15 protein-coding genes are annotated in these 17956 nt (G+C 39.0%); all 15 read left to right on the forward strand.

The features are described 5' to 3' along the window. Nucleotides 1-67: 67 nt before the first annotated feature. The 15 genes from pyrH (at nucleotide 68) to rbfA (ending at nucleotide 17907) form a co-directional block, all read left to right on the forward strand. A complete protein-coding gene (gene pyrH, locus LS684_RS08395) occupies nucleotides 68-793 on the forward strand; it encodes a UMP kinase (protein WP_233811157.1) in 726 nt (241 codons plus the stop codon). After that, a complete protein-coding gene (frr, locus tag LS684_RS08400) occupies nucleotides 793-1350 on the forward strand; it encodes a ribosome recycling factor (RefSeq protein WP_233811158.1) in 558 nt (185 codons plus the stop codon). The genes pyrH and frr overlap by 1 nt, the downstream gene beginning before the upstream one ends. A gap of 255 nt (nucleotides 1351-1605) precedes the next feature. Then, entirely contained in the window at nucleotides 1606-2382 is a 777-nt protein-coding gene (uppS, locus tag LS684_RS08405; protein ID WP_267930391.1) for an undecaprenyl pyrophosphate synthase, read from the forward strand. Between the two features lie 352 nt (nucleotides 2383-2734). Then, nucleotides 2735-3523: a phosphatidate cytidylyltransferase gene (locus LS684_RS08410; protein WP_233811159.1), complete on the forward strand. Its 789-nt coding sequence runs from the start codon at nucleotides 2735-2737 to the stop codon at nucleotides 3521-3523. A gap of 71 nt (nucleotides 3524-3594) precedes the next feature. Continuing rightward, nucleotides 3595-4737, forward strand: a complete 1143-nt coding sequence (gene dxr / locus LS684_RS08415; RefSeq protein ID WP_233811160.1) for a 1-deoxy-D-xylulose-5-phosphate reductoisomerase — start codon at nucleotides 3595-3597, stop codon at nucleotides 4735-4737. Nucleotides 4738-4752: 15 nt separating this feature from the next. Further along, on the forward strand, nucleotides 4753-6009 hold the full coding sequence (gene rseP / locus LS684_RS08420) for an RIP metalloprotease RseP (RefSeq protein WP_233811161.1): 1257 nt from the start codon (nucleotides 4753-4755) through the stop codon (nucleotides 6007-6009). A gap of 70 nt (nucleotides 6010-6079) precedes the next feature. After that, nucleotides 6080-7783, forward strand: coding sequence for a proline--tRNA ligase (locus LS684_RS08425; protein WP_233811162.1), 1704 nt, complete (start codon nucleotides 6080-6082; stop codon nucleotides 7781-7783). Nucleotides 7784-7977: 194 nt separating this feature from the next. Further along, nucleotides 7978-12300 carry a PolC-type DNA polymerase III gene (locus tag LS684_RS08430; protein WP_233811163.1) on the forward strand — a complete coding sequence of 1441 codons (4323 nt, stop codon included), beginning with the start codon at nucleotides 7978-7980 and terminating at the stop codon, nucleotides 12298-12300. 418 nt (nucleotides 12301-12718) lie between these two features. After that, nucleotides 12719-13189 (forward strand): ribosome maturation factor RimP, encoded by a 471-nt coding sequence (gene rimP / locus LS684_RS08435; RefSeq protein WP_233811164.1) that lies wholly within the window; start codon nucleotides 12719-12721, stop codon nucleotides 13187-13189. 44 nt (nucleotides 13190-13233) lie between these two features. Further along, a complete protein-coding gene (nusA, locus tag LS684_RS08440; protein WP_233811165.1) occupies nucleotides 13234-14355 on the forward strand; it encodes a transcription termination factor NusA in 1122 nt (373 codons plus the stop codon). Between the two features lie 17 nt (nucleotides 14356-14372). After that, on the forward strand, nucleotides 14373-14654 hold the full coding sequence (rnpM, locus tag LS684_RS08445) for an RNase P modulator RnpM (RefSeq protein ID WP_233811166.1): 282 nt from the start codon (nucleotides 14373-14375) through the stop codon (nucleotides 14652-14654). After that, complete coding sequence (locus LS684_RS08450; RefSeq protein ID WP_233811167.1) at nucleotides 14654-14956, forward strand: YlxQ family RNA-binding protein; 303 nt, start codon at nucleotides 14654-14656, stop codon at nucleotides 14954-14956. Before rnpM ends, LS684_RS08450 begins: the two co-directional genes overlap by 1 nt. Nucleotides 14957-14975: 19 nt before the next feature. After that, the gene (gene infB, locus LS684_RS08455) at nucleotides 14976-17156 is read left to right on the forward strand and encodes a translation initiation factor IF-2 (protein ID WP_233811168.1); all 2181 of its coding nucleotides are present in this window, start codon (nucleotides 14976-14978) and stop codon (nucleotides 17154-17156) included. Then, nucleotides 17153-17434 (forward strand): DUF503 domain-containing protein, encoded by a 282-nt coding sequence (locus LS684_RS08460; protein ID WP_233811169.1) that lies wholly within the window; start codon nucleotides 17153-17155, stop codon nucleotides 17432-17434. Before infB ends, LS684_RS08460 begins: the two co-directional genes overlap by 4 nt. Before the next feature lie 107 nt (nucleotides 17435-17541). Further along, on the forward strand, nucleotides 17542-17907 hold the full coding sequence (rbfA, locus tag LS684_RS08465; protein WP_233811170.1) for a 30S ribosome-binding factor RbfA: 366 nt from the start codon (nucleotides 17542-17544) through the stop codon (nucleotides 17905-17907). Nucleotides 17908-17956: the final 49 nt, after the last annotated feature.

Below are 17956 nucleotides of genomic sequence, written 5' to 3' on the forward strand. Positions count from 1 at the left end.
GAACTTTACAGGGAACACTTTGTGTTCCCTGTTTTTCAAGACAAGCAAAATACATATGGAGGTTGCTATGACCAGTCCTAAATACAAACGCGTTGTGTTAAAATTAAGTGGAGAAGCTTTAGCAGGTGAGCAAGGCTTTGGAATTAATCCTTCTGTCATTAAATCAATTGCTACACAGGTAAAAGAATTAGCAGAGCTTGGCGTAGAGGTTGCTGTTGTTGTTGGTGGAGGCAATATATGGAGAGGGAAAATCGGTGAAGAAATGGGCATGGATCGTGCCAATGCAGATTATATGGGAATGCTGGCAACAGTGATGAATTCATTAGCACTTCAAGATAGTCTAGAGCAGCTTGGTATCGAAACTCGTGTGCAAACATCAATCGAAATGCGTCAAGTAGCAGAGCCTTATATTCGCCGTAGAGCGATTCGTCATCTTGAGAAAAAACGTGTCGTAATCTTTGCAGCTGGTACAGGTAATCCATACTTCTCAACAGATACAACAGCGGCATTACGAGCGGCAGAAATTGAAGCTGAAGTTATTCTAATGGCTAAGAATAATGTTGATGGAGTGTATTCTGCAGACCCTCGCATTGACAAAAATGCTAAAAAATACGATGAGCTTTCATATTTAGATGTTTTAAAAGAAGGTCTTGCTGTGATGGATTCTACAGCATCATCATTATGTATGGATAATGATATTCCTTTAATTGTTTTCTCCATTATGGAAAAAGGGAATATTGAACGTGCCGTATTAGGTGAAAAAATTGGAACATTTGTTAGGGGGAAAAAATAATGGCAAAGCAAGTTATCGACCATACGAAAGAAAGAATGTCTAAAGCAATTCAGGCATACTCTCGCGAATTAGCAAGTATTCGTGCTGGTAGAGCAAATGCATCTCTATTAGACCGCATCTCTGTTGATTACTACGGAGCTCCAACTCCAGTCAATCAATTAGCAGGGATTTCCATTCCAGAAGCACGTATGCTTGTCATTCAACCGTATGATAAAACGGTATTAGGTGATATTGAAAAGGCTATCCTTAAATCGGATCTTGGATTAAACCCAGCAAACGATGGATCAATTATTCGCTTAACAATCCCACCATTAACAGAAGAGCGTCGCAAAGAGCTTGTTAAACTTGTGAAAAAAGAATCTGAAGAAGCAAAAGTCGGCATTCGTAACATTCGTCGTGATGCAAATGATGATCTGAAAAAACTAGAGAAAAATGGTGAAATTACCGAGGATGAGCTACGCGGTTATTCAGATGATATTCAAAAGCTTACGGATGAAAATATTAATCAAATTGACAGCTTGACAAAAGAAAAGGAAAACGAAATTCTTTCTGTTTAAGCGGTAAACGAACGGCATTTGGGCTGACATATAGTTGATACCCTCTAATTAATAGGGGGTTTTTTTTTACGGTGGTTCATTCACAGCCTTCCTACATGCTACTGGTAATATTAGAGCCGATACATATAAATATTTTTTAGAGATATCTTTTCTCATTTTTGGTATGATTAAGGCAAGCTATAAATAGGGGCATCTTATTTGGGGAATGGAACTAATCATGAAGTAGGGTGACCTTATTATTGGAGGAGCATTGTGATGATAAATAAATTGAAGCTTTGGAAGAAGCAGCCTCAATCTTCCAATCTCCAAGAGCGGATGACATTGATTAAAGAGCAACAAATACCTTCGCATGTTGCCATTATCATGGATGGCAATGGACGATGGGCAAAGAAACGTGCATTGCCGCGAGTAGCTGGCCATCATGAAGGAATGAAGGTTGTAAGAAAAATTACAAAACTAGCAAATGAGCTAGGTATTCAAGCTCTTACTTTATATGCATTCTCTACTGAAAATTGGAAGCGGCCAAAATTGGAAGTGGACTATTTAATGAAGCTTCCCGAAGAGTTTCTCGGAAGCTTTTTACCTGAATTAATAGAAGAAAATGTGAAGGTCACGATGATAGGAGAAAAGGAAAACCTACCATCCCATACATTAAAAGCGATAGAAAAAGCAATGGTAGATACGAAAGATAATACAGGTCTAGTCTTAAATTTTGCGTTGAATTATGGAAGTAGAGCTGAAATGGTCTCTGCCATGAAGCAGGTTATGATAGACTGTGAAGCTGGTGTGTTAGACGTAGAGGAAATAACGGAAGAAACATTTGCTAATTACCTTATGACAAAAGGATTAGGTGATCCGGATTTACTTATACGCACGAGTGGAGAAATTCGCTTAAGCAATTTTATGCTTTGGCAGTTGGCTTATACAGAATTTTGGTTTACGGATGTACTGTGGCCAGATTTCGCTGAGGAGCATTTTGTCCAAGCGATGGAAGACTACCAAAACCGTCAAAGAAGGTTTGGAGGAGTTTAAATCTTCCTTTTTTGGTCGAAGAATAAGCTAGAGGTCTTTTAACGCGTTTACACAAAGTTTGTGTTTGGATTCTCTTTCGGTAATACTCAAGGCTAAATTCTGAATGATTGTTGTTTTATACTAGGTAAGATTCCCTTCTTCATAAGAAGGCTAGTAGTTTGGAGCAGACGGGTGAGGGGGCGCCTCCGGGAGCAACGGGACAAATGAGACCCATAGGTGAAGCAGAGAGAGACCCACAACACACAGCTCCTCTCGAGGCAAGCGAGTATCCTGGAGCGGAAAACAGCCCATGTTTCAAAAGCAACAATATATACGAAAACAGCCATACTCAATAAAGGTGATGAAAAATGAAATGAAGCAAAGAATTATTACAGCTATCGTCTTTGGGGCGATCTTGTTACCTACGGTTATTTATGGTGGAATGCCCTTTGTCATACTCACATATGTATTCGCTTCAATCGGGCTATATGAATTATTAAAGATGAGAAATTTAAACCTATTTTCAGTTCCGGGTTTGATTTCATTAGCTCTCTTATGGGTCTTTTTATTGCCAGATGAATTTCAATACATACTGGATACAGTTACACATTCAAAGATTGAAATAGCACTTCTAGGTGTATTGTTGTTTCTTACATACACAGTTGCTACAAAAAATAAGTTTACATTTGACGATGTAGCCTTCTCTACAATGGCCACTCTGTACATTGGAATAGGCTTCTTCTATTTTATTGAAACAAGAGAAGCTGGATTAGTATATATCATATACTCCTTGTTTGTTGTTTGGGCAACTGATTCGGGTGCATACTTTATTGGTAGATCATTTGGGAAGAATAAGCTTTGGCCAGAAATTAGCCCAAATAAAACAATTGAAGGGTTTATTGGTGGAATCCTTTGTGCTGTCATTGTAAGTGTGTTATTTGTAACCTTTACAGAGATAGATGCAACTTATATCGAGCTTTTACTTATCACCATTGTATTATCAATATTTGGACAAATTGGTGATTTGGTAGAGTCAGCATTAAAGCGCCATTATCATGTAAAGGATTCGGGAACTATTCTACCTGGACATGGTGGAATCCTTGATCGTTTTGACAGTCTATTATTTGTATGGCCATTATTGCATTTCTTCTATTTATTATAGAGGACTTATGGTCTGAGATTGGACTTGATCTACAAATTTAATTTATGTTTGTTTTGTAGGAGTTGAACGTATTGAAATATATAAGCTTATTAGGGGCAACAGGGTCAATTGGGACACAAACATTAGATGTAATTAAAGAGCATCATGAACAATTTCAATTAGTCGCCATGTCGGTTGGTCGCAATTTAGAGCTAGCACGAAAAATCATTCATGATTTTCAACCAAAACTCGTTTCTACTTTAGAAAAGTCTGATTGTGATAGTCTTAAAGCAGAGTATCCGAGCATAAAATTTATACATGGACAGGAAGGGTTAGTTGAAGTAGCTGTTTATAAAGAAGCGGATATCCTTGTCAATGCTGTCCTTGGTAGTGTCGGGTTAGAACCGACTTTAGAAGCAATTGAAGCAAAGAAGACGATCGCAATCGCAAACAAAGAAACGTTAGTTACTGCAGGTCATTTAGTGATGGAAGCTGCTAAACGAAATCAAGTTCATTTGCTTCCGGTTGATAGTGAGCATTCTGCGTTATTCCAAGCATTGCAAGGCGAAAGAGAAAAGAATATTGAAAAGCTTATTTTAACTGCATCCGGGGGTAGCTTTCGTGATCGAACGCGTGATCAATTAAAAGGTGTTACACTTGAGGAAGCATTAAATCACCCAAACTGGTCAATGGGAGCTAAGATTACAATTGATTCTGCAACTATGATGAATAAAGGATTAGAAGTAATAGAAGCACACTGGCTTTTTTCTATGCCATATAAAAAAATTGATGTGCTATTACACAAAGAAAGTATTATTCATTCGATGGTAGAGTTTCATGATAGTAGTATCATCGCACAGCTAGGTACTCCGGATATGAGGGTACCCATTCAATATGCTCTTTCCTTTCCAGATCGTTTTCCACTGGCTACTTCTAAAAGATTAAACTTAGCTGAGATTGGAATGCTACACTTTCAAGAGATGGATTATGACCGATTCCGCTGTTTGCAATTTGCCTTTGATGCAGGGAAGATTGGTGGTACCATGCCAACCGTCTTAAATGCAGCTAATGAAGCTTCGGTTGCTGCTTTTCTATCCGGGAAGATCCAATTCTTGCAAATAGAGGATTTAATCGAAAAAGCGCTTGAAAATCACAAAGCAATTCAATCTCCTGGCTTAGATGTAATACAGGAAGTTGATCGAGAAACAAGAAGCTTCATTAACACACTTACATAAAAAGGTGGTAATCATTTGAGTACAGTAATAGCCTTTGTCGTCATCTTTGGTGCACTTGTTTTCTTCCATGAGTTAGGGCACTTAATATTTGCCAAAAGGGCAGGTATCTTATGTCGTGAATTTGCGATTGGTTTCGGTCCGAAGGTCTTTACGCATAAGCGAAATGAAACGGTATATACCATTCGTTTGCTCCCTATTGGTGGGTTTGTTCGTATGGCTGGTGAGGATCCTGAAATGGTTGAAATAAAGCCAGGTCAACGTGTAGGGCTTTTGTTTAAAGAGGATAAAATTAGTAAAATTATACTGAACAATAAAGAAAAATATCCAAACGCTCTTGTGATGGAAGTAGAGCATGCGGATATCGAGCATGCATTAGTGATAAAGGGATATGAAGACAATGATGATGAAATATTAAAAAGCTTTGATGTGCTTCCAAATGCCATGTTAGTCGAAAATGGAGAAGAAACGTTAATTGCTCCTTATAATCGTCAGTTTTCTTCTAAAACATTAGGACAGCGTACAATGGCCATATTTGCTGGTCCTATGATGAACTTTATTTTGGCTTTTTTCGTATTCATGTTAATTGCAATCCTTCAAGGCGTTCCTTCAAATGAACCGATTTTAGGGAAAATGACACCAGATGGAGCGGCACTTGAGGCTGGCCTAAAAGAGGGAGATGTCGTCCAAACGGTAGGAGGATCAGAAGTTTCTAGCTGGGAGGATGTTGTTGAAATCATCCGCAAAAGTCCAGAACAGGAACTGATGTTTGTTGTCAATCGTGATGGGGAAGAGATGGAGATTCCTGTAACTCCAAAGGAAAGAGTAGCAGAGGATGAAAAGATCGGAATTATTGGTGTATATAGCCCTATGGAGAAATCTCCACTAAAGTCGATTTCTTACGGATTCCAAGAAACATATTTTTGGACGAAGGAAATTTTTATGATGCTTGGGAAGCTTGTAACAGGCCAATTTTCGATTGATGCGTTGTCAGGTCCAGTAGGAATTTACGTTTCAACTGACACGGTTGCAAAATCAGGCATTTATTATTTAATGAAGTGGGCAGGAATTCTTAGCATTAATCTAGGGATTATGAATCTACTTCCGATTCCTGCTTTAGATGGGGGAAGATTAATGTTCTTCGCAGTTGAAGCTGTACGAGGGAAACCGATTGATCGCCAAAAAGAAGGAATGGTTCACTTTATAGGGTTTGCCTTATTAATGCTGTTGATGCTCGTTGTTACTTGGAATGACATACAACGATTTTTCTTGTAAGATGATTTTTTCAAAGAAATATATAGGAACCGAGACATAGATTGGTTGCAGAAAAATGAGGTGCAATATAATGAAGCAGAGTATGACGCTAATTCCTACTCTTAGAGAAGTTCCGGCAGATGCTGAGATTAAAAGTCATCAACTATTATTAAGAGCGGGATTTATCCGCCAAAATGCAAGTGGAGTGTATAGCTACCTACCTTTAGCCAAGAAAGTTCTACAAAAGGTTGAAGCGATTGTCCGAGAAGAAATGGATGCAGCTGGGGCAGTTGAGCTATTAATGCCAGCCTTACAACAAGCAGAGCTTTGGCAGGAGTCAGGGCGCTGGTATTCATACGGGCCTGAGCTAATGCGATTAAAAGATCGTCATGATCGTGACTTCGCTTTGGGTGCGACGCATGAAGAGGTAATCACAAGTCTTGTAAGAGACGAAGTGAAATCATATAAGAGACTTCCGTTAACTTTGTATCAAATTCAATCGAAATTTCGTGATGAGAAGCGTCCACGCTTTGGATTACTAAGAGGACGAGAATTTATTATGAAGGATGCATACTCCTTCCATTCTTCCCAAGAAAGTTTAGATGAAGTGTACGATCAAATTTTCCAAGCTTATTCAAATGTATTTTCTCGTTGCGGATTAAACTTTAGAGCAGTTATCGCTGATTCAGGCGCAATGGGTGGTAAAGACACTCATGAGTTTATGGTGTTATCCGAGGTAGGAGAAGATACGATTGCATACTCAGATACATCTAATTATGCAGCAAATATCGAAATGGCCCCTGTTGTGACGAAGTATGAAAAATCAACTGAATCACTAAAAACATTGGAAAAAGTACAAACGGAGAATCAAAAAACGATTGAAGAGGTTTCAAACTTCTTAAATGTTTCTCCAGAAAGATGCATAAAATCTCTTCTTTTTAAAGTAGATGAAGCATATGTGCTCGTTCTTGTTCGTGGGGATCACGAAGTAAATGAAATAAAACTTAAGAACTTACTTGAAGCAAGTACGGTAGAGCTTGCTGGGCCTGAAGAAACAAAGGCAGTTCTCGGGTGCTCTGTTGGTTCATTAGGACCTATTCAAGTATCGAATGTTGAATTGGTAGCTGATTATGCAGTTGAAGCGATTGTAAATGGAGTTTGTGGCGCGAATGAAGAACATGTTCATTACATGAATGTTTGTCCAGCCAGAGACTTTGAGGTGAAACAATATGCGGATCTTCGTTTTATCCAAGAAGGGGATGTATCACCAGATGGTCAAGGGACGATTCTTTTTGCAAAAGGAATTGAAGTTGGTCACGTATTCAAGCTTGGAACTCGTTATAGTGAGGCAATGAATGGGGTATACCTGGATGAAAATGGTCGAACACAGCCAATGATTATGGGATGTTACGGCATTGGTGTTTCACGTACGATGGCAGCCATTGCAGAGCAATTTAATGATGAAAAAGGCTTTGTATGGCCGAAAAATATGGCACCTTTTGATCTTCATCTGTTAGCGATGAATATGAAGGATGAAGCGCAAGCAGCATTAGCAGAAGAACTTTATGGATATATTAAAGGTCAACGATTTGATGTTCTTTTTGATGATCGAAATGAAAGACCGGGAGTAAAGTTTACGGATTCTGAATTAATTGGGATACCAATACGGATTACAGTAGGTAAAAAAGCATCTGATGGTATTGTAGAAGTAAAAGTTCGCAAGACAGGAGAAATGGTTGAGGTTCATAAAGACGAGCTTATTCAAGTCATTTCAGACCTACAGCAACAAATCTAAAGGAAAGCGGGTCCGAGTATTCGGCCCGTTTTTTTCTTAAGACGTTATTGCCATGGATGAAATTTCTTGACGCTGTAAACGGCTCAATAACCTCCTATATGTTATAATAGCTTTTGCTTTACTAATTTTATTCGATTTTTGACTAATTAATATATAAAAGACAAATAGATTTTCAATAGATGGGAGAGAGACTTATGAGTGACCCTTCTGGTAAAAAGGAGCGATTTCAACTCTTACTCCAGCAGTTACAATTGACCGAAGACCTTTTCGTACAGCATTTTTCGAATGCGCAAATTGAAAAAGTCATTGTTGATAAACAGGAAAGAAAATGGCATTTCTTCTTTATCCTAGAAAAAATTCTACCTGGTGATGTGTATACCCGGTTTTCTTCTGAACTTACGAAAAGCTTTTCGCATATAGCCAATACCTCCTTTACGATTAATGTAATCGACCAACAGTTTCATGATCAACAAGTAATCGATTACTGGACCAGCTGTATTCAAGAGCTTGACGGGATTTCACCTCCATTAATTAAGCTCTTAAGTGAACAAATTCCAAAAATACAAGGTCAAAAGGTAATCATTCAAGTTCGTAATGAACTAGAATCTCTGGCAATTAAACGAAAGTATGCAGAAATTATCTCTGGGATATTTCAGGCTTTTGGATTTCCCATGTTATCAATAGATACAGAGATAAGCAGTGAAGACTCAAATGCTGAATATGAGCAATTTCTCCAGAAGAAACAAAAAGAAGATCAAGAGCGTGGGATGCAGGCTTTACTGGAAATGCAAAAGAAAGAAGCTGAGAAGGATACGGATGGACCTGTTGAGCTCCAAGGTCCTTTATCGATAGGGCTTACGATTAAAGATGATGCTGATTTCAGAAAACTTGAAGATGTTCTAGATGAAGAACGAAGAATTGCTATTGAAGGATTCGTATTTGCTGCAGAAACAAAAGAGTTAAGAAGTGGCCGTACACTCCTTACCTTTAAAGTCACAGACTATACAAGCTCGATCATGGTAAAAATGTTCTCTCGAGATAAGGAAGACGCTGCCCTCTATCAGCTCGTTAAAAAAGGCATGTGGGTAAGAGTGAGAGGTAGTATTCAAAACGACACGTTCGTTCGGGACCTCGTTATGATTGGGAATGATATTAATGAAATAAAAGCACCTGAGAAAAGAGACACCGCACCTGAAGGCGAAAAGCGAGTGGAGCTGCATCTTCATACTCCAATGAGTCAAATGGATGCTGTTACATCTGTTAGCACGCTGATTACTCAAGCGAAGAAATGGGGGCACAAGGCGATTGCGGTTACAGACCATGCGGTTGCGCAGTCATTTCCGGAAGCATTTGGAGCTTCAAAAAAGAATGACATTAAGGTTCTCTATGGCGTTGAAGTGAATTTAGTAGATGATGGCGTTCCAATTGCATATAATGATGCACCGCGAAAATTAGCAGATGATACGTATGTAGTGTTTGACGTGGAAACTACCGGATTATCAGCTGTATATGACACAATCATTGAGCTTGCAGCTGTTAAAATACATGATGGTGAGATTATTGATCGGTTTGAAGCATTTGCTAATCCCCATCATCCATTATCTGCCACAACAATTGAATTAACCGGTATTACAGATGATATGGTTCGAAATGCTCCAGATATTGACGTGGTGCTGAAGCAATTTCATGTATGGGCAGAAGATAGTATATTTGTCGCTCACAATGCTTCATTTGATATGGGCTTTTTAAACATAGGCTATAAAAAAATGGGGTATGACAAAGCGAAGAACCCTGTCATTGATACTCTTGAGCTTGCACGTTTCTTGTATCCTGAGATGAAGAACCACCGTTTAAATACGCTTGCCAAGAAATTTGACATAGAGCTTACTCAGCATCACCGGGCAATTTATGATGCCGAAGCAACCGGGTATCTGTTACTCAAAATGTTAAAAGATTCGATGGAGAAGGGAATAGAGTTCCATGATCGTCTAAACGATAACATGGGAGCGGGAAATGCATATAAACGTGCAAGGCCATACCATTGTACCCTTTTAGCTCAAACAGAAGTAGGGTTAAAAAATCTTTTTCATCTCGTTTCTATTTCTCATTTAAACTATTTCTTTCGAGTACCTCGAATCCCGCGATCACAGCTCCAGAAATACCGAGAAGGGATTATTGTCGGATCTGCTTGTGATAAAGGCGAAGTATTTGAAGGTATGATGCAAAAAGGAATAGAAGAAGTAGAAGAAAAGGCCAGATTTTATGATTATCTAGAGGTTCACCCGAAACCGGTCTATGCTCATTTATTAGAGCTTGAGTTAGTTAGAGATAATCAAGCGCTTGAAGATATTATTCGTAACATTGTTGAGTTAGGTGAACGATTAGATATCCCGGTTGTTGCAACCGGCAATGTCCACTACTTGAAGGAAACGGATAAGATTCACCGGAAAATACTCGTGAATTCACAGGGTGGAGCGAATCCACTCAATCGCCATCAGCTTCCAGATGTTCATTTCCGAACAACTAATGAAATGCTAGATGAATTTTCTTTTTTAGGAAAAGAAAAAGCAAAAGAAATCGTAGTGACCAATACGAATAAAATTGCTGATTGGATTGACAATATTAAACCGATTAAGGATGATCTGTATACACCTAAAATTGAGGGTGCAGACGAGGAAATGAGGAATATGAGCTACGAGATGGCCCGGAGTATTTACGGTGATCCGCTCCCTGAAATTGTAGAGGCTCGTCTAGAAAAAGAACTAAAAAGTATTATTGGACACGGATTTGCGGTAATATACTTAATTTCACATAAGCTCGTTAAAAAGTCACTTAACGATGGGTACCTTGTAGGTTCCCGTGGATCAGTAGGTTCTTCGTTTGTTGCAACAATGACTGAAATTACAGAAGTAAACCCTTTGCCACCACACTATGTATGTCCTATCTGTAAGGGCTCAGAATTTTTTAATGACGGATCTGTTGGCTCAGGCTTTGACCTTCCTGATAAAGATTGCCCAAATTGTCAAGAACCATATAAAAAAGATGGACACGACATCCCATTCGAAACGTTCCTTGGCTTTAAAGGAGATAAAGTACCAGACATTGATTTGAACTTCTCAGGAGAATATCAACCCCGTGCACATAATTATACGAAAGTACTGTTCGGTGCTGACAATGTATATCGTGCAGGAACGATAGGAACAGTTGCAGATAAAACGGCTTTCGGATATGTTAAGGCATACCAGCAAGATAATAACCTTCAGCTTCGAGGTGCTGAAATTGAGAGACTTGCTTCAGGTTGTACTGGGGTGAAGAGAACAACCGGTCAGCATCCTGGGGGAATTATCGTTGTACCTGATTATATGGACATTTTCGATTTCTCACCTATTCAATTCCCTGCAGATGATCAAGGTTCTGAATGGAAGACGACACACTTTGACTTCCATTCCATCCATGATAATTTGCTTAAGCTTGATATTCTTGGACACGATGACCCGACCGTTATTCGTATGCTTCAAGACTTAAGTGGAATCGATCCGAAAACAATACCAACCGATGATCCTGAAGTGATGAAAATTTTTAGTGGAACAGAATCCCTCGGAGTGACAGAGGATCAAATCATGTGTAAGACAGGTACATTAGGGATCCCTGAATTCGGAACAAGATTTGTACGTCAAATGCTTGAAGATACGAAACCGACTACCTTCTCAGAGCTTGTCCAAATCTCAGGACTCTCTCATGGGACGGACGTTTGGCTTGGGAATGCTCAAGAACTTATTCAGAATAAAATTTGTACACTTAGTGAAGTAATTGGTTGTCGTGATGATATTATGGTCTATTTAATTTATCAAGGATTAGAACCAGCCTTTGCCTTTAAAATCATGGAATCTGTTCGTAAAGGAAAAGGGTTAACAGACGAAATGGAAGAAGAAATGCGAAAAAACGAAGTACCTGAATGGTATATATCATCATGTAAAAAAATCAAGTATATGTTCCCAAAAGCCCATGCCGCAGCCTATGTATTAATGGCTGTCCGTATTGCCTATTTCAAGGTTCACCATGCGCTGCTTTACTATGCGGCATATTTTACCGTTCGTGCAGAAGACTTTGATATTGAAGCGATGGTAAAAGGAGGACAAGCTATTCGGGCTAAGATTGAAGAAATCAGCGCTAAAGGGTTGGAAGCATCCCCGAAGGAAAAGAACTTACTGACGGTGTTAGAGCTATCCTTAGAAATGGTCGAGCGAGGATATTCTTTTACGAAAGTAGACTTATATCGCTCAAGTGCATCAGAGTTTATTATTGATGGAAATTCTCTGATCCCACCGTTTAATTCCATTCCTGGACTTGGAACAAACGCTGCATTGAATATTGTAAAGGCTAGAGCTGAAGGGGAGTTTTTATCAAAAGAAGACCTCCAGCAACGGGGGAAGATTTCAAAAACTATCCTCGAGTATCTTGATAATCATGGGTGCTTAGAATCCTTGCCTGATCAAAATCAGTTATCCTTGTTCTAAGTTTTTTATAAACGGTTGTTTTTGACTAAAAGATTATTTGAAGAAAACTTGTTTTCTTTCTTCATTTCTTCATAAAATGCATGCAAATTAGAGCTGAAGACAGAGCCTAAAAAATATGTATGTAATTGGAGCGAACCCCTTGACTGACAGCTATTCTATTTGCATTAAATATATGGTTATGTTATAGTTTTATTGGAAATACTATTAATAACTCTCAGGAAAAGAGTGGGGAAACCCACTCTTTCGTATTTGTCTACACTATTTTCTCAGAAAAAGTAACTTTAAGTGTTTTCGTTGAATGGATCCTTTTTACGAAGATAAGTTGATCATGAACATTTGTGATACATAGCTTTCTCAACAAAATGAATGCTCCATTTGAAATGAATCCAAGGAATTTTCATGCTAGAGGAGGGATCGTATGAGTAAAGTGACGGAGATCGTTGAACAACTAGTTACTCCAATTTTAGGAGAACTACAATTAGAATTAGTTGATATTGAATATGTAAAGGAAGGGAAAGACTGGTTTCTTCGCATATTTATTGATAAAGAAGCAGGCGTGGATATCGAGGAATGTGGAATTGTAAGCGAAAGATTGAGTGAAAAGCTAGATGAAATCGATCCAATTCCTTATAACTATTTTCTAGAAGTATCCTCACCAGGTGCAGAACGCCCGCTGAAAAAGGAAAAAGACTTTCAAAAAGCAATTGGAAAAAATGTATTTGTAAAAACGTATGAACCGATTGATGGAGAGAAGACATTTGAAGGGATTTTAACAGGTTTTGATGGCGAAACGGTTTCGATTGAGGTCAAAATCAAAACGAGAAAGAAGCGTGTTGAAATTCCATATGAGAAAGTGGCAAATGCTCGTCTAGCAGTAGCTTTCTCTTAAAATACGAGAGATGATGTTGAGAGATTAAAGGGGGATACCATTTCATGAGCAGTGAATTATTAGATGCACTGATATTGCTGGAAAAAGATAAGGGAATTTCAAGGGATGTAATTATTGAAGCGATTGAAGCAGCGCTTGTGTCTGCGTATCGTCGCAATTTCAACCAAGCACAAAATGTCCGAATCGACCTAAACCTTGATTCGGGGACGATGAGGGTGTTTGCTCGTAAAGAGGTAGTTGAGGAAGTGTTTGATCCAAGACTTGAAATCTCTTTAGAAGATGCACAGAAGATCAATCAGAACTATGTAGTTGAAGATATTGTCGAGCTTGAGGTTACACCTAAAGACTTTGGACGAATTGCTGCTCAAACGGCAAAGCAAGTAGTTACTCAGCGTGTTCGCGAAGCAGAACGAGGCATTATTTATTCCGAGTTTATTGATCGTGAAGAAGATATTATGACTGGAATTGTTCAGAGACAAGATCCTAAATTCATCTATGTTAGCTTAGGGAAGATTGAAGCGATTTTACCTGCTAATGAGCAAATGCCAAATGAGCAATACAAGGCGCATGATCGTATAAAAGTGTTCTTAACTAAAGTTGAAAGAACAACAAAGGGTCCACAAATTTACGTGTCACGAACGCACCCTGGCTTATTAAAGCGCTTATTCGAAATTGAAGTGCCAGAAATATTTGATGGTACGGTTGAAATTCGATCGGTTGCTCGTGAAGCAGGAGACCGCTCTAAAATTTCTGTTCATTCAGACAACCTAGAAGTAGATCCAGTAGGAGCATGTGTTGGACCAAAGGGAACTCGAGTTCAGGCAATCGTAAATGAGCTTAAGGGCGAAAAGATTGATATCGTGAAATGGTCAGACGATCCTGTCGTGTTTGTAGCTAACGCTCTAAGTCCGTCAAAAGTACTAGATGTCATTGTGAATGAAGACGAGAAGGCGACTACTGTAGTTGTTCCTGATTATCAATTATCATTAGCAATCGGGAAGCGCGGACAAAATGCAAGACTTGCTGCGAAACTAACAGGCTGGAAGATTGATATTAAGCCAGAAAGTGAAGCAAGAGAAGCTGGGATCTATCCAAGAGAAGAGAAACTTCTTTCTTTTGATGAAGAAGAGTTCGCTCAGGATGATCAAGAGTTTGAATTAGAATAATTGAGAGGTGTATGAATGTGAACAACGGCAAAAAAATCCCTCTCCGAAAATGTGTAGCAACAGGTGAAATGAGGCCCAAAAAAGAGCTAGTTCGCATCGTTCGCTCGAAAGAAGGAGAAGTTTCTGTTGACCTAACAGGGAAAAAGTCCGGTAGAGGTGCCTATCTTTCGAAAGATCAAGAAGCAGTCTTACTAGCAAAGAAGAAAAATGTTTTAGCTAACCAATTACAGGTAACCATACCTGAAGCAATTTATGATGAAGTTTTTGAGCTTATCGAGAAGGAGAAACGACAATCCTAATGAAATCAAATCAATGGATGTCATTGCTTGGCTTAGCCAATCGAGCACGTAAAATCATATCTGGTGAGGAACTAACCGTAAAGGAAATTAGAAATGGTAATGCAAAGCTTGTGTTGCTTTCGCAAGATGCATCTGCAAATACAATGAAAAAAATTACCGATAAATGTAAATCCTACGAAGTTCCATATAAATTAGTTGAAGATCGCTATCAACTTGGGCAAGCTATCGGCAAAGAAGCGCGGGTAGTAGTAGCAATCTTAGATAATGGGTTTGCCAAGAAAATGGTGACGTTGCTCGATTAATACTAGCGGGGGTGAATATATGAGTAAAATGCGCGTTTATGAATATGCAAAACAATATAATCTTTCAAGTAAAGATGTAATCGCAAAATTACAAGATATGAATATTGAGGTATCAAACCATATGACAACTATCGAAGATGAGGTTGTTGTGAAGCTTGATGAGGTTTTCAAGGTGAATAATAACAAGCAACCACAGAATCAATCAAACAAGCAAGAGAGCAGCTCTATTGAAGAGGACGACAAGACCTCTAACACGGTTAAAATCAAAACAGCTCCTAAATCAAACGATGGCAAAAAGCAATCGCAGCAAAGCCAGTCTAAAGACAACAAGCCTTTTAACAAAAATAAAAACAACAACAATAAAAATCAAAAGAACAACCGTAACAACAAGGGCAAGAATAATCAACAACCTACACATACACCACAGCCTAAAAAAGAAAAAGAGCTTCCAGCTAAAATTACGTTTAGCGAATCATTAACGGTTGCTGAATTAGGGAAAAAGCTACACCGTGAGCCTTCTGAAATAATTAAGAAGCTATTCATGCTTGGTGTAATGGCAACGATCAACCAAGAGCTAGACAAAGATGCGATTGAACTAATTGCTGGAGAGTACGGTGTTGAGGTTGAAGAAGAAATCAAGGTTGATACAACAGACCTTGAAGTGTACTTCACAGAGGACGATGAAACTGCTGTTTCAGAAAGACCTGCAGTTGTAACGATCATGGGTCACGTTGACCACGGAAAAACAACGTTACTTGACTCTATTCGTAATACAAAGGTAACAGCTGGAGAAGCTGGTGGAATCACACAGCATATCGGTGCATACCAAGTAATTGAAAACGGCAAGAAAATTACGTTCCTTGATACACCTGGACACGCAGCGTTCACAACGATGCGTGCGCGAGGTGCGAAAATTACGGATATTACGATTCTTGTAGTTGCTGCAGATGATGGAGTAATGCCTCAAACAGTTGAAGCGATTAATCACGCAAAAGCAGCTGAGGTTCCAATTATCATTGCCGTAAACAAAATGGATAAACCAACTGCGAATCCTGATCGCGTAATGCAGGAGTTAACTGAGCATGGATTAGTTCCTGAAGCATGGGGCGGAGATACCATCTTTGTTCCGCTTTCTGCATTAACTGGTGAAGGTATCGATAATTTACTTGAAATGATTCTACTTGTAGGTGAAGTTGAAGAATACAAAGCGAATCCAAGTCGTAATGCAGTTGGTACAGTAATTGAGGCTCAGTTAGACAAAGGGCGCGGTTCAGTTGCTACATTATTAGTCCAAAACGGAACATTAAAAGTGGGAGATCCAATTGTAGTAGGAAATACATTTGGTCGTGTCCGTGCTATGGTTAATGATCTTGGTCGTCGAGTTAAAGAAGTAGGTCCTTCAACACCGGTAGAGATTACTGGCTTAAATGATGTTCCACTTGCTGGGGATCGGTTCGTTGTATTTGATGATGAAAAGACAGCACGCCAGGTAGGAGAATCAAGAGCACAGCAAGCACTTCAAGCACAGCGCAGTGAAAAAACACGTGTTAGCCTTGATAACTTGTTTGAGCATATGAAGCAAGGGGAAATGAAAGACTTAAATGTGATTGTGAAAGCAGACGTACAAGGTTCTGTAGAAGCATTAGCAGCTGCTCTTCAAAAGCTTGAGGTAGAAGGTGTTAATGTAAGAATCATTCACACGGCTGTTGGAGCAATTAATGAGTCAGATATTACATTAGCTGCAGCTTCAAATGCAATTGTAATTGGATTCAACGTTCGTCCGGATGTAAATGCAAAGCGTGCGGCGGATGCAGAAGAAGTGGATATCCGACTTCACAGAATCATTTACAAAGTAATTGAGGAAATTGAAGCAGCCATGAAAGGGATGCTTGATCCAGAATTCCAAGAAAAAATTATTGGTCAAGCGGAAATTCGTCAAACATTTAAAGTATCAAAAGTCGGTACAATTGCTGGTTCATATGTAACGGATGGAAAAATCACTCGTGATAGTGGCGTTCGCTTAATCCGTGATGGTGTGGTTATTTTTGAAGGGGAAGTGGATGCACTTAAACGCTTCAAAGATGACGCGAAGGAAGTAAGCCAAGGCTATGAATGCGGAATTACCATTAAGAACTTCAATGACGTTAAAGAAGGCGATGTTATTGAAGCTTATATTATGGAAGAAGTGGAGCGTAAATGATCGTAGGCCTTGTTGCCTGTGAATGTATCATTTATGATGCCCATTCGTTAAAAGAAAAACGTGCTGTACTGCAAAGAGTAATGACGAGATTAAAGCAAAAATATAATATATCTGTATCAGAGGTTGACTACCAGGATACTTGGCAACGAACGAAACTAGCGATTGTTGCCGTAGCATCTGTAAAAACTTCAGTTGATAGAGAGCTTCAAAAGGTGCTAGCTTTTATCGATTCTTTTCCTGAAATCGAGCGAACGATTACGGATATGGAATGGCTCTAAGCGGTGCACGAACAAGTGGTTGAGCAGTTCAATCATATTCTTATAAGGTGTAGTTCCTAGTATCGGAACTCTCCTTTAAGACCTATATAAAGAGGTGACTTATTTAGATGAGCCTTAGATCGAATCGTGTTGGAGAACAAATGAAGAAGGAGCTTGGGGATATCATCGGCAGAAAAATCAAAGATCCAAGAGTGGGCTTTGTGACGGTAACCGATGTTCAAGTGACAGGAGATCTTCAGCAAGCAACAATATATATTTCTGTTCTAGGTGATGAGAAGCAGAGAGAAGATACATTGAAAGGGCTAGCAAAGGCGAAAGGCTTTATTCGCTCTGAAATTGGTCAGCGTATCCGTCTCCGTAAAACACCTGAAATCATCTTTGAGTTTGATGAATCCATTGACTACGGAAACCGTATTGAGTCATTGCTTCATCAGATTTCGGAGGAAAATCCGAAAGAACAAGGTGATGAATAGTAAGTCGAATTGGATAGACTTTTAAGTCTATCCTTTTTTTCAGTCCATA

The sequence above is a fragment of the Cytobacillus spongiae genome, assembly GCF_021390075.1.

What these genes read in the sequence shown, in the direction of transcription:
- LS684_RS08460 (WP_233811169.1), top strand. Translation starts at nt 17,153, where the DNA reads ATGATCGTAGGCCTTGTTGCCTGTGAATGTATCATTTATGATGCCCAT.
- frr (WP_233811158.1), top strand. Translation starts at nt 793, where the DNA reads ATGGCAAAGCAAGTTATCGACCATACGAAAGAAAGAATGTCTAAAGCA.
- nusA (WP_233811165.1), top strand. Translation starts at nt 13,234, where the DNA reads ATGAGCAGTGAATTATTAGATGCACTGATATTGCTGGAAAAAGATAAG.
- rimP (WP_233811164.1), top strand. Translation starts at nt 12,719, where the DNA reads ATGAGTAAAGTGACGGAGATCGTTGAACAACTAGTTACTCCAATTTTA.
- LS684_RS08425 (WP_233811162.1), top strand. Translation starts at nt 6,080, where the DNA reads ATGAAGCAGAGTATGACGCTAATTCCTACTCTTAGAGAAGTTCCGGCA.
- rbfA (WP_233811170.1), top strand. Translation starts at nt 17,542, where the DNA reads ATGAGCCTTAGATCGAATCGTGTTGGAGAACAAATGAAGAAGGAGCTT.
- pyrH (WP_233811157.1), top strand. Translation starts at nt 68, where the DNA reads ATGACCAGTCCTAAATACAAACGCGTTGTGTTAAAATTAAGTGGAGAA.
- LS684_RS08450 (WP_233811167.1), top strand. Translation starts at nt 14,654, where the DNA reads ATGAAATCAAATCAATGGATGTCATTGCTTGGCTTAGCCAATCGAGCA.
- infB (WP_233811168.1), top strand. Translation starts at nt 14,976, where the DNA reads ATGAGTAAAATGCGCGTTTATGAATATGCAAAACAATATAATCTTTCA.
- uppS (WP_267930391.1), top strand. Translation starts at nt 1,606, where the DNA reads ATGATAAATAAATTGAAGCTTTGGAAGAAGCAGCCTCAATCTTCCAAT.
- LS684_RS08430 (WP_233811163.1), top strand. Translation starts at nt 7,978, where the DNA reads ATGAGTGACCCTTCTGGTAAAAAGGAGCGATTTCAACTCTTACTCCAG.
- LS684_RS08410 (WP_233811159.1), top strand. Translation starts at nt 2,735, where the DNA reads ATGAAGCAAAGAATTATTACAGCTATCGTCTTTGGGGCGATCTTGTTA.